Genomic DNA, 11764 nt, shown 5'->3' on the forward strand with positions numbered 1-11764 from the left:
CCGACTCCGGAGGAGACACATCCATGACCGATCGTCCCTGGCTCAGCAGTTACCCGCAAGGCGTGCCTGCCGACATCGACCCATCGCAGTACCCCTCGCTGGTCGGTCTCATGGAAGAGAGCTTCTCGAAGTACGCCGACCGCACGGCCTACAGCTTCATGGGCAAGGACGTGAGCTATGCGGAGACCGACAAGCTCAGCAAGGCCTTCGCGGCCTACCTGCAGGGGCTGGGCCTGGCCAAGGGCGACCGCGTCGCGGCCATGATGCCCAACTGCCCGCAGTACCCGATCGCGGTGGCCGGCATCCTGCGCGCGGGCCTGATCCTGGTGAACGTGAATCCGCTGTACACGCCGCGCGAACTCGAGCACCAGCTCAAGGACTCGGGCGCGAAGGCGATCGTCATCATGGAAAACTTCGGCGTCACGCTGCAGCAGTGCATCGCGGCCACGCCGATCAAGCACATCGTGCTGGCCTCGATGGGCGACCGGCTCGGCTTCCTCAAGGGCGCGCTCGTCAACTACGTGGTGCGCAACGTCAAGAAGCTGGTGCCGGCCTTCAACCTGCCGGGCGCGGTGCGCTTCAACGATGCGCTTGACCAGGGCGCGGGCCGCAAGCTGCAGACGCCGGCCATCGGCGCCGACGACGTCGCGGTGCTGCAGTACACCGGCGGCACCACGGGCGTGTCGAAGGGCGCGGTGCTGCTGCATCGCAACGTGATCGCCAACGTGCTGCAGTCCGAGGCCTGGAACGAACCGGTGATGCGCAAGGTGCCCGCGGGCCAGCAACCCACGAGCGTGTGCGCGCTGCCGCTCTATCACATCTTCGCGTTCACGGTCGGCATGATGCTGAGCATGCGCACGGGCGGCAAGCTGATCCTGATCCCGAATCCGCGCGACCTGCCCGCGGTCCTCAAGGAACTGTCGAAGCACACGATCCACAGCTTCCCCGCGGTCAACACGCTGTTCAACGGCCTGGCCAACCATCCCGACTTCAACACCGTCGACTGGTCCAACCTCAAGGTCTCGGTGGGCGGCGGCATGGCGGTGCAGGCCGCGGTCGCGAAGCTCTGGCTCGAGAAGACCGGCTGCCCGATCTGCGAGGGCTACGGCCTGTCCGAGACCTCGCCCTCGACCACCTGCAACCCGACCGACAGCAAGGCCTACACCGGCACCATCGGCGTGCCGCTGCCGAGCACCTGGCTCAAGCTGCTCGACGACAACGGCAACGAGGTTGCACTCGGCGAGCCCGGCGAGATCGCGATCAAGGGACCGCAGGTGATGGCCGGCTACTGGCAGCGCCCCGACGAGACCGCGAAGGTCATGACCAGCGACGGCTACTTCAAGAGCGGCGACATCGGCGTGGTCGACGAACGCGGCTACTTCAAGGTGGTCGATCGCAAGAAGGACATGATCCTGGTGTCGGGCTTCAACGTGTACCCGAACGAGATCGAGGACGTGGTCGCACAGATTCCGGGCGTGCTCGAATGCGCGGCCGTGGGCGTGAACGACGAGAAGACCGGCGAGGCCGTGAAGCTCGTGATCGTGAAGAAGGACGAGTCGCTCACCGAGGCGCAGGTGCGCGAATACTGCAGAGCAAACCTTACGGGTTACAAGCAACCGCGAATCGTAGAGTTTCGCACTGACCTGCCGAAGACACCGGTCGGAAAGATCCTGCGCAGAGAGTTGCGCGACGCCAAAAAGTAAGGGTTCGGCCCGGGTGGGGCCGCGGCATCGATCTTGCATATTGCGGGTCGATGTTTCGCTTCCTCCTCACGCGCGTGAGCTTGCTGGTGCCGACCTTCTTCGGCATGACGCTGCTTGCCTTCTTCCTCATCCGGCTGGTGCCGGGCGACCCCATTGAAACCATGGCCGGCGAGCGCGGGATCGACCCCGCGCGCCATGCCGAGCTGCTCACCGCCTACGGCCTCGACAAGCCGGTGATCGTGCAGTACGGCATCTACATCGCGCGCGTGCTGCACGGCGACCTCGGCAAGTCGCTGATCACGCAGGAATCGGTGATCAACGAGTTCCTCGCGCTGTTCCCCGCCACCATCGAGCTCGGCGTCTGCGCGATCGTGTTCGCGCTGCTGCTCGGGCTGCCCGCGGGCATCCTCGCGGCGGTGCGGCGCAACTCGATCTTCGATCACGGCGTGATGGCGACCTCGCTCACCGGCTACTCGATGCCGATCTTCTGGTGGGGCCTGCTGCTCATCCTCTTCTTCTCGGTGCAGCTCGGCTGGACGCCGGTCTCGGGCCGCATCGCGGTGCAGTACTACGTCGAGCCCGACACCGGCTTCCTGCTGCTCGATGCACTGCGCGCCGGCGAGATCGATGCCTTCTGGTCGGCGCTGCATCACCTCGTGCTGCCGGCCGTGGTGCTGGGCACGGTGCCGCTCGCGGTGATCGCGCGCATGACGCGCTCGGCCATGCTCGAGGTGCTCGGCGAGGACTACATCCGCACCGCGCGCGCCAAGGGCCTGTCGCCCTTTCGCGTGGTGGGCCTGCATGCGCTGCGCAACGCGCTGATCCCGGTCGTCACCGTGATCGGCCTGCAGGTGGGCGTGCTGTTCACCGGCGCCATCCTCACCGAGACCATCTTCTCGTGGCCCGGCGTCGGCAAGTGGCTGATCGAGGCCATCGGCCGGCGCGACTACCCGGTGCTGCAGGGCGGCATGCTGCTGCTCGGCGGCATCGTCATGCTGGTCAACCTGCTGGTCGACCTGACCTACGGCGTCATCAACCCCCGCATCCGGCGCTGAATCCATGGCATCGACCCACACCCTTCCCAGCGCCACCTCCGGTGCCACGGCGCCGCCCGGACCCTGGCGCGAATTCTGGAGCGCTTTCTCCGCCAACCGCGGCGCGGTGATCGGCCTGGTCACCATCGCCGTGCTGCTGCTGGTTGCGCTGCTCGCGCCGTGGATCGCGCCGCATGCGCCGAACCAGACCAACAGCGCCGTGTTCCTGCAGCCGCCGGCCTGGCAGCAGGGGGGCTCGCTGACCTACCTGCTGGGCACCGATGCCATCGGCCGCGACATCCTCTCGCGCCTCATGTACGGCGCGCGCCTGTCGCTCTCGATCGGCGTCGCGGTGGTTGCGATCTCGGTGGTGGTGGGCGTGGTGCTCGGCCTGGTCGCGGGCTTCTTCCGCGGCGTGCTCGAGATCGCGATCATGCGGCTGATGGACATCATCCTCACGCTGCCGAGCCTGCTGCTCGCGATCGTGATCGTGGCCATCCTCGGGCCCGGCCTCATCAACGCGATGCTCGCCGTGGCCATCGTCGTGCTGCCGCACTACGTGCGCATCACGCGCGCGGCCGTCATCGCCGAGGTCTCGCGCGACTACGTGACCGCGGCGCGCGTCAGCGGCGCCGGCACCCTGCGCCTGATGTTCCGCGAGGTGCTGCCGAACTGCGCGGCGCCGCTGATCGTGCAGGCCTCGCTGGGCATCTCCACCGCCATCCTCGACGCGGCAGCGCTCGGCTTCCTCGGCCTCGGCGCGCAGCCGCCCTCGCCCGAGTGGGGCACCATGCTGGCCGATGCGCGCGAGTTCGTGCTGCGCGCCTGGTGGGTCGTGACCTTCCCCGGCCTCGCGATCCTCGCGGCGGTGCTGGCCTTCAACCTGCTGGGCGACGGTCTGCGCGACGCGCTCGATCCGAAGCTCAAGCGCTGAAGCAAGGGAACGCGTCGATGCCTTTGCTCGATATCCAGGATCTGCACGTCGAATTCCCGACCCAGGGCGGCGTGATGCATGCGGTCGACGGCGTGAGCCTCTCGCTCGAGGAGGGCGAGGTGCTCGGCATCGTCGGCGAGTCGGGCTCGGGCAAGAGCGTGACCATGATGGCGCTGATGGGGCTGATCGGCTTCCCGGGCCGCGTGCGCGCCGACCACATGCGCTTCGCGGGCCGCGACCTGCTCGGCATCTCCGACAAGGCGCGCCGCGCGCTGGTGGGCAAGGAGGTCGCGATGATCTTCCAGGAGCCCACCACCAGCCTCAACCCCTGCTTCACCATCGGCTTCCAGCTGATGGAGACGCTGCGCCTGCACCTCGGGCTCGACCGGCGCGCGGCGAAGAAGCGTGCCACCGAACTGCTCGAGCAGGTCGGCATCCCGGCCGCGTCGTCGCGCCTCTCGAGCTATCCGCACCAGCTCTCGGGCGGCATGAACCAGCGCGTGATGATCGCGATGGCGATCGCCTGCAACCCGCGCCTCTTGATCGCCGACGAGCCGACCACGGCGCTCGACGTGACGATCCAGGCGCAGATCCTCGACCTGCTGCGCGACCTGCAGAAGGAGCGCGGCATGGCGCTGGTGCTGATCACGCACAACATGGGCGTGGTCAGCGAGATGGCGCAGCGCATCGCCGTGATGTATGCGGGCCAGGTGATGGAGCAGCAGCGCGTGGACCGGCTGTTCGCGACGCCGCAGCATCCCTACACCGAGGCGCTGCTGGCCGCGCTGCCCGAGCGCGCGCCGCCCGACGGCCGGCTCGCCACCATCGCGGGCGTGGTGCCCGGCGTTCACGACCGGCCCGCGGGCTGCCTGTTCGCGCCGCGCTGCGGCTACGTGACGACACGCGCCTGCCAGGTGCGCCCGGCCCTGCGCGGCGTCGAGGCGCTGCCCGGCGCGCAGGTGCGCTGCCATTTCCCGCTCGGCGAACCGGGGTGCATGGCCGCGATCGAGCAGGACCGGCCGCAGGTCGCGGAGGCCGCATCGTGAGCGCCGCGGAGATCGTCGTCGAGGCGAAGAACCTGCAGCGCATCTACGAGGTGCGCCGCGGCCTGTTCCGACCGAACGCGCAACTGCGCGCGGTGGGCGACATCTCGTTCCGGCTCGAGCGCGGCCGCACGCTCGCGGTGGTCGGCGAATCGGGCTGCGGCAAGTCGACGCTCGCGCGCATGGTCGCGCTGATCGAGAAGCCGACGGCGGGCCAGCTCACGCTGGTCGGCCACGATGCCGTGAACCCGCCGTCCGAACGCCGTCGCGAACTGCGCCAGGCCGTGCAGCTGGTGTTCCAGAACCCCTACGGCTCGCTCAATCCGCGCAAGAAGGTCGCGGCGGTGCTCGAGGACCCGCTCGCGATCAACACCACGCTCGGCAAGGCGGAACGTGCCGCGAAGGCGCGCGAGATGCTCGCGCGCGTAGGCCTGCGGCCAGAGCATGCCAACCGCTATCCGCACATGTTCTCGGGCGGCCAGCGCCAGCGCATCGCGATCGCGCGCGCGCTGATGCTCGAGCCGCGGCTGGTGGTGGCGGACGAGCCGGTGTCGGCGCTCGACGTGTCGATCCAGGCCCAGGTGCTGAACCTGCTGGCCGACCTGCAGGCCGAGCTCGGCCTGGCCTACCTGTTCATCTCGCACGACCTCGGCGTGGTGCGCCACATCGCGCACGACGTGCTCGTGATGTACCTCGGCCACGCGGTGGAGCAGGGCCCGAAGGCGCGCATCTTCGAGCGTCCTCTGCATCCCTACACGCAGGCGCTGCTGGCCTCCACGCCGGGCCTCAGCAGCCAGCGCATCGTGCTCAAGGGCGAGCTGCCGTCGCCGCTGTCGCCGCCCACGGGCTGCGTCTTCAGCACGCGCTGCCCGCATGTCACGCAGCGCTGCCGCGACGAGCGGCCCGCGCTGCGCGAGCTCGACGAGCGGCAGGTTGCCTGCCACTACGCCGAGCGTTTTCTCGAAGGCGCGCCGGTGGTGCGCGCCGATTTGCCGTCGGCACCGCCGTTCGTCGCGCCCGTCGCGATGAATCCCTGAAACCCGCTTTCCGTTTTCTCCAACCCGTGTCTCAAGGAGTCCCCATGACCAACCGTTCCTTCCTCCCGCGCCGCGCACGACAGCTGGCGCTGCTGGCACCCGTGGCGATCGCGGCGCTGACCCTGGCCTGCGGCGCGGTGTCGGCCAAGACGCTGGTCTACTGTTCCGAGGGCAGCCCCGAGAATTTCTATCCGGGCATGAACACCACCGGCACCTCGTTCGACGTGACCACGCAGGTCTACAACACCATCGTCGAGTTCGAGCGCGGCGGCACCAAGGTCGTGCCGGGCCTGGCCGAGAAGTGGGACATCTCGGCCGACGGCACGGTCTACACCTTCCACCTGCGCAAGGGCGTGAAGTGGCACACCACGAGCAAGAGCTTCAAGCCCACGCGCGACTTCAACGCCGACGACTTCATCTTCATGATCGACCGCCAGTGGAAGGAGAGCGATCCCTTCTTCAAGGTCACGAGCCAGAACCACTCCTACTTCAACGACATGGGCATGCCCAAGCTGCTGAAGTCGGTGGACCGCATCGACGACTACACGGTGAAGATCACGCTCAACCAGGCCGAGGCGCCGTTCCTCGCCAACCTCGCGATGCAGTACGCGGGCATCCAGTCGAAGGAGTACGCGATCGCGATGCTCAAGGCCGGCACGCCCGAGAAGGTCGACCAGGACCCGATCGGCACCGGCCCGTTCTACCTCGTGCAGTACCAGAAGGACGCGGTCATCCGCTTCAAGGCCTTCCCGCAGTACTGGGGCGGCAAGGCCAAGATCGACGACCTCGTGTTCGCGATCACGCCCGATGCCTCGGTGCGCTGGGCCAAGCTGCAGAAGGGCGAGTGCCACGTCATGCCGTACCCGAACCCGGCCGACCTCGACGCGATCCGCAAGGACCCGAACGTGCAGGTGCTCGAGCAGCCGGGCCTGAACGTCGGCTACCTCTCATACAACACGACCAAGAAGCCCTTCGACGACGTGCGCGTGCGCAAGGCCATCAACATGGCGATCAACAAGAAGGCGATCATCGACGGCGTGTACCTCTCGACCGGCGTGGCCGCGAAGAACCCGATCCCGCCGACCATGTGGTCCTACAACGATGCGGTGAAGGACGATCCCTACGATCCCGAGGCCGCGAAGAAGCTGCTGGCGCAGGCCGGCTTCCCCGACGGCTTCTCGACCGACCTGTGGGCCATGCCGGTGCAGCGGCCCTACAACCCGAACGCCAAGCGCATCGCCGAGCTGATGCAGGCCGATCTCGCCAAGATCAACGTCAAGGCCGAGATCAAGAGCTTCGAATGGGGCGAGTACCGCAAGCGGCTGCAGGCCGGCGAGCACCAGATGGGCATGCTGGGCTGGACCGGCGACAACGGCGACCCCGACAACTTCCTCTACACGCTGCTGGGCTGCGCCTCGGCCAAGTCGGCGAGCGGCAGCAACATCTCGAAGTTCTGCTACCAGCCCTACGAGGACCTCGTGCTGAAGGCCAAGAGCACGACCAAGCAGGCCGAGCGCGACGCGCTCTACAAGAAGGCGCAGCTGATCTTCAAGGAGCAGGCGCCGTGGTTCACCATCGCGCACGCGGTGCAGCTCAAGCCGGTGCGCAAGGAAGTGATCGACTTCAAGCTCAGCCCCTTCGGCCGCCACACCTTCTACGGCGTGGACATCAAGTAAGCGGTGGGCGCCACCGCACCGATCGCCATCGTCGCGGCGATGCACGAGGAGCTCAAGGCGCTCCTCGCGCTGATGCCCGACGAGCAGCGCGTGCGCGTCGCCGGCCGCGACTTCTGGGTCGGCCACCTGCAGGGCCAGCCCGTGGTCGCGGTGCTGTCGCGCATCGGCAAGGTCGCCGCGGCGGTGACGGCCACGCTGCTGCTCGAGCGCTTCGGCGTGCGCGCCATCGTGTTCAGCGGCGTCGCGGGCGGGCTCGCGCCGGGCGTCAAGGTCGGCGACGTGGTGGTGGCGACCGAACTGCTGCAGCACGACATGGATGCCTCGCCGCTCTTTCAAAAATACGAAGTGCCCTTGATGGGCCTGGCGCGTTTCAAGGCCGATGCGGCGATCGGCGATGCGCTGGCGGACGTGGCCGAAGCGACCCTGCGCGATCTCGTGGCCCTGGTGGGGCAGGGCGCCGTCGACGAATTCGGCCTGCGTTCGCCGACCGTGCATCGCGGCCTGCTGATCAGCGGCGACCGCTTCGTCGCGACCGCGGCCGAAAGCGAGGCGCTGCGCCGCGCGCTGCCCGATGCGCTGGCGGTGGAGATGGAAGGCGCCGCGGTGGCGCAGGTGTGCCACGACTACGGCGTGCCCTTCGCCGCGATGCGCACGATCTCGGACCGCGCCGACGAGGAGGCCCATGGCGACTTCGCGCGCTTCGTCGCCGAGGTCGCGAGCCGCTACAGCCTCGCGCTGGTCGGCGCCTGGCTGGCTGCCGAGTCGACTACTTGAGCCAGCCGCGCCGGCGGAAGTACCACATCGGCACCAGCGCGCTCGCGGCCATCAGCACGATGGCGTAGGGATAGCCCATGGCCCAGTCGAGCTCTGGCATGAACTTGAAGTTCATGCCGTAGATGCTCGCGATCAAGGTCGGCGGCAGCAGCGCGACGCTGGCCACCGAGAAGATCTTGATCGTCTTGTTCTGGTTGATGTTGATGAAACCGACGGTCGCATCCATCAGGAAGTTGATCTTGTCGAACAGGAAGGCCGTGTGGTTGTCGAGCGATTCGATGTCGCGCAGGATCTGCCGCGCCTCCTCGAACTGCTCGGCATTGAGCATCTTGCTGCGCATCATGAAGCTGACCGCGCGGCGCGTGTCCATCACGTTGCGGCGGATGCGCCCGTTCAGGTCTTCCTGGCGCGCGATGGCGCCCAGCACCTCGCCCGCGAGCTCGTCGCTGACGTTGCCCGAGAGCACCTTCTTGCTGGCGGCCTCGAGCTCGTCGTAGATGTTCTCGAGCGAGTCGGCCGAGTACTCGGCGTCGGCGTCGAAGAGCTTGAGCATCACTTCCTTCGCGTCCTCGATCAGCCCCGGTGCGCGGCGCGCGCGCATGCGCAGCAGGCGGAACACGGGCACGTCCTCGTCGTGGATCGAGAACAGCACGCCGCGGCTGCGCAGGTCGGTGTTGTGCTGGTTGAGGATGAACGCGACGCGCACCGCGCGCGGGGCTTCGTCGTCGTCGATCAGGAAGTCGCTGCGGATGTGGAGTTCGCCGTTGTCCTCTTCATAGAAGCGCGCCGATTCCTCGATGTCCTCGTCCATCGCGTCCTCGGGGATCGAGAGGCCGTAGTACTGCTTGATCCAGCGCTTCTCCTCGAGCGTGGGCGATTCGAGGTCGACCCAGATCGGCTGGAAGCGGGAGAGCTCCTCGAGGGCCTCGATCTCTTCCTGGACGAGGCGGCCGTTGGCGAGCGTGAAGATATTGAGCATGGCTCACTCCCGTGAAATGGCTGGGGCGATGGGGCGGACGGGCGGGGGGACGAGAAAGGGGGCGCTTTCAAATCCCGGACCCGGTCGGCCGGGCTCAGCCGGGAGTTGAAAGCTGCCGAGACGGGGCGGTTTCCACGATGCGGTCTCCTGTTGCAGCGAGGCGCGATTATGTCATCGGCGAATGAGCGCAGAGTTGGCTGGACTGGACGAACATCCAGTAGAGTGGCGCCCATGCCGAGCGCCGCGTCCCCCGTCCTTTCCAGTCCGCCGGCGACCCAGGCCGAGCGCCTCGCGGCCGCCCTCGCCAGCCTCAACGACGAGCAGCGCGCGGCGGTCGAGCACGGGGTGGAGGCGCTGGCCGGTGGCGCTCCCGATACGGCCGACGCGGGCCCGCTGCTCGTCATCGCCGGCGCCGGCTCGGGCAAGACAAGCACGCTGGCGCACCGGGTGGCGCACCTGATCGCGCGCGGGGTCGATCCGCAGCGCCTGCTGCTTCTGACCTTCTCGCGCCGCGCCGCGCAGGAAATGGCGCAGCGCGCCGGCCAGGTGCTCGCACGCGTGCTGGGGTTGCAGGCCCACACCGCGCCCGCGCTGCCCTGGGCCGGCACCTTCCACGGCATCGGCGCGCGGCTGCTGCGCGAGTACGCCGCGCAGATCGGGCTGGACGACAACTTCACCATCCACGACCGCGGCGATGCCGAGGACCTGATGGGGCTGGCGCGGCACGAACTCGGCTTCTCCTCGAGCGCGCGCCGCTTTCCGCACAAGGGCACCTGCCTCTCGATCTATTCGCGCTGCGTGAACACGCGCGCGCCGCTCGAGTCGGTGCTCAGGCAGTCCTTTCCGTGGTGCGCCGAATGGGGCGTCGAGCTGCAGCAGCTGTTCGGCGCCTACGTCGAGGCCAAGCAGCAGCAGAACGTGCTCGACTACGACGACCTGCTGCTCTATTGGGCCGGCATGATGGAGGAGCCCACGCTGGCGCAGCACCTGGGCGCGCGCTTCGACCACGTGCTGGTCGACGAGTACCAGGACACCAACCTGCTGCAGGCCGCGATCCTGCTCGCGCTCAAGCCCGACGGCCGGGGCGTGACCGTGGTGGGCGACGACGCGCAGTCGATCTACTCGTTCCGCGGCGCGACGGTGCGCAACATCCTCGACTTCCCCTCGCAGTTCTCGCGGCCGGCGCGCGTGGTCACGCTGGAGCGCAACTACCGCTCCACCCAGCCGATCCTCGACGTGTCGAATGCATGCATCGCGCACGCGGCCGAGCGCCATGCCAAGACGCTGTGGACCGACAAGCCCTCGGCCGGGCGGCCGCAGATCGTGCGCGTGCCCGACGAATCGCAGCAGGCCTGCTGGGTGGCCGACCAGGTGCTCGCGCACCGCGAGGGCGGGCTCGCGCTCAAGTCGCAGGCGGTGCTGTTCCGCACCTCGAGCCACAGCGCGCCGCTCGAGCTCGAGCTGGCGCGCCGCAACATCCCGTTCGTGAAGTACGGCGGGCTCAAGTTCCTCGAGGCCTCGCACGTGAAGGACCTGCTCGCGGTGCTGCGTTTCGCGCAGAACCCGCGCGGGCGCATGGCGGGCTTTCGCGTCACGCAGCTGATCCCGGGCATCGGGCCGGCGACCAGCGCGAAGCTGCTCGACGCGATGGACCAGGCGGCCGATCCGGCCGTCGCGTTGCGCGACTTCGTGCCGCCGAGCGCCGCGCGCGCCGAATGGGCCGCGTTCGCCGAGGCCTATGCCGCGCTGCGTGCGCCGTCGCTGGCCTGGCCGGCCGACGTGGGCATCGCGATGGACTGGTACCTGCCGCACCTCGAGCGGCTCTACGACGACACCGCGGGCACGCGCCGCGGCGACGTCGAGCAGCTGGTGCACATGGCCTCGGGCTACGCCTCGCGCGAACGCTTCCTCACCGAGCTCACGCTCGACCCGCCCGAAGCCACCAGCGACCGGCCGGGGCCGCCGCTGCTCGACGAGGACTACCTGATCCTCTCGACCATCCATTCGGCCAAGGGGCAGGAGTGGAACTCGGTCCACGTGCTCAACGTGGTCGACGGCTGCATACCGGCCGACGTGGCGCAGAGCGCGCAGGAACTCGAGGAGGAACGGCGGCTGCTCTACGTGGCCATGACCCGGGCCCGCGACCACCTGCACCTGCTGGTGCCGCAGCGCTTCTACATCCCGCAGCAGGCCGCGCGCGGCGACCGGCATCTCTATGCCAACCGCAGCCGCTTCATTCCCGATGCCGACCTCGCGCGCTTCGAGTCCCGCACCTGGCCGCCCCCGCCACCGCGCGCGCCGGCGGTGCCGCCACCGGCCGCGGTGATCGACCTGCGCAACCGCATGCGCGCCGCCTGGCGTTGAAGAGGCCCTGGAGAGGCCCGGCCCTTTCCCCAGCAGGGTCATGCGCGGGCCGCGGCGAAGGATGGCCCGCCCCTCAACAGATCGGGAAACGGCCCGCAGCCTGCGGCGCCGCCGGGGCCTGCTATGGAAGAAATAGCTGAGCATGCGATGCGGTCCTCCGGTGCGTCATCCGGGCATCCCCCGGTATTGCAATACCGTGACAGCTTGGGCATAGTGAATC

At 68.5% G+C, this 11764-nt stretch carries 9 protein-coding genes; 8 read left to right on the forward strand and 1 reads right to left on the reverse strand.

The features are described from left to right. The first annotated feature begins 23 nt into the window (after positions 1-23). From INQ48_03170 to INQ48_03200, 7 genes are read left to right on the forward strand one after another with little or no spacing between them, the layout of a single operon-like run. Positions 24-1703, forward strand: a complete 1680-nt coding sequence (locus tag INQ48_03170) for a long-chain-fatty-acid--CoA ligase (protein QRF58284.1) — start codon at positions 24-26, stop codon at positions 1701-1703. A 50-nt stretch (positions 1704-1753) separates the two neighbouring features. Beyond that, the gene (locus tag INQ48_03175; protein ID QRF58285.1) at positions 1754-2758 is read left to right on the forward strand and encodes an ABC transporter permease subunit; all 1005 of its coding nucleotides are present in this window, start codon (positions 1754-1756) and stop codon (positions 2756-2758) included. Positions 2759-2762: 4 nt separating this feature from the next. Next, complete coding sequence (locus INQ48_03180) at positions 2763-3671, forward strand: ABC transporter permease subunit (GenBank protein QRF58286.1); 909 nt, start codon at positions 2763-2765, stop codon at positions 3669-3671. Positions 3672-3688: 17 nt separating this feature from the next. Then, positions 3689-4717, forward strand: a complete 1029-nt coding sequence (locus tag INQ48_03185; protein ID QRF58287.1) for an ABC transporter ATP-binding protein — start codon at positions 3689-3691, stop codon at positions 4715-4717. Beyond that, positions 4711-5751, forward strand: coding sequence for an ABC transporter ATP-binding protein (locus INQ48_03190; protein ID QRF60588.1), 1041 nt, complete (start codon positions 4711-4713; stop codon positions 5749-5751). Before INQ48_03185 ends, INQ48_03190 begins: the two co-directional genes overlap by 7 nt. A gap of 44 nt (positions 5752-5795) precedes the next feature. Beyond that, on the forward strand, positions 5796-7427 hold the full coding sequence (locus INQ48_03195) for an ABC transporter substrate-binding protein (protein ID QRF58288.1): 1632 nt from the start codon (positions 5796-5798) through the stop codon (positions 7425-7427). 39 nt (positions 7428-7466) lie between these two features. Further along, on the forward strand, positions 7467-8201 hold the full coding sequence (locus INQ48_03200) for a 5'-methylthioadenosine/adenosylhomocysteine nucleosidase (protein ID QRF60589.1): 735 nt from the start codon (positions 7467-7469) through the stop codon (positions 8199-8201). Here INQ48_03200 and corA read toward each other — a convergent pair. Next, a complete protein-coding gene (gene corA / locus INQ48_03205; protein QRF58289.1) occupies positions 8194-9180 on the reverse strand; it encodes a magnesium/cobalt transporter CorA in 987 nt (328 codons plus the stop codon). The genes INQ48_03200 and corA overlap by 8 nt on opposite strands. A 231-nt stretch (positions 9181-9411) precedes the next feature. Between corA and INQ48_03210 the strand changes: the two genes are divergently transcribed. Beyond that, the gene (locus tag INQ48_03210) at positions 9412-11544 is read left to right on the forward strand and encodes an ATP-dependent helicase (protein ID QRF58290.1); all 2133 of its coding nucleotides are present in this window, start codon (positions 9412-9414) and stop codon (positions 11542-11544) included. Positions 11545-11764: the final 220 nt, after the last annotated feature.

It is taken from the genome of Variovorax paradoxus, assembly GCA_016806145.1.
Taxonomy (GTDB): Bacteria; Pseudomonadota; Gammaproteobacteria; order Burkholderiales; family Burkholderiaceae_C; genus Variovorax.